The sequence below is a fragment of the Curtobacterium luteum genome, assembly GCF_001475545.1.
Lineage (GTDB): Bacteria > Actinomycetota > Actinomycetes > Actinomycetales > Microbacteriaceae > Curtobacterium > Curtobacterium luteum_A.
Genome location: NZ_LDQC01000202.1, coordinates 1 through 1,000, shown reverse-complemented (window position 1 = coordinate 1,000; position 1,000 = coordinate 1). Strand labels below are relative to the sequence as shown.

The 1,000-nt window shown below is 72.4% G+C and carries 1 pseudogene; it reads right to left on the bottom strand.

The features are described from left to right. Nucleotides 1–206 (bottom strand): annotated as a pseudogene (locus NS184_RS17180) (NADPH-dependent oxidoreductase); the annotation flags it as partial. Between the last annotated feature and the right edge of the window lie 794 nt (nt 207–1,000).

Below are 1,000 nucleotides of genomic sequence, written 5' to 3'. Positions count from 1 at the left end.
TGGGCTCGGGGATGTGTAGAAGAGGCGGCGGTCCGGACGGCCCCGCTCACACGGTCGTCACCCCAGCCGAGGAGGCCCGGTCCGAGGTCGACGACGTCGACCACGTGATCGGGGGCGCTCCCGGTGAGCCGGTCGAGGACGACCGTGGCGGCGTCGAGTGTCCGCGATGCCGGCTTGGGGTTGCCGGCGACGACGGTGGTGATCATCGGGTGTACTCCAGGGGTCCGGTGGCGAGGTGTGCCTGCAGTCCACTCCCGGCGCGTTTCGCCGCCGTGGCGACTCCGTATCGGGTCGGTTACGCCAGGGCCGCTGCGAGCGCTCCACACGGAAGACCCTGGTCAGCGGCCCGCGGTGGCGTTCCGCACGGGCAATGCGCCAGTCGAGCCGCCCGGACTTGTGAGAGTCGTGTTCCGGCCGTGGTCATCTCGTGCGTCCACCGTGTTTCGCCCCGTCGCCGCCGCCGCGCAGACATGCGGATCGGCGTCGTCCAGGGGATCGGTGGCGCGGTTCTCCGGCCCGTCGGACCGCGGTAGGACGGCTCGGAGCGTGGACGACACCAGTGGCCTAACACGAGCGAAACAAACGCGTGACAGGACCGTTACGGGGCGAAGCCCTGCGCGGCCGATCCGTCCGTTACGTTCGCATCAGCCCCACCGGAGCGGCGCCGTCACCCGGACGCATCGCCCCCGGTGACCCGCACCCTCTCCCCGCGACGGACGTCGCCCTGCCCACCCCGCGCCGCGGGGTGGGCAGGTCGACGTCCGTCGCGGGGAGCGGGTGCGGGTCACCGGGGGCGATGCGTCCGGGTGACGGCGCCGCTCCGGTGGGGCTGATGCGAACGTAACGGACGGATCGGCCGCGCAGGGCTTCGCCCCGTAACGGTCCTGTCCCGCGTTTGTTTCGCTCGTGTTCGGCCCCTGGTGTCGTCCACGGTCCAAGCCGGTCTCCCGCGGTCCGCCGGGCCAGACACCGCACCCCGCGCTCCCGTCGACGACCCCAA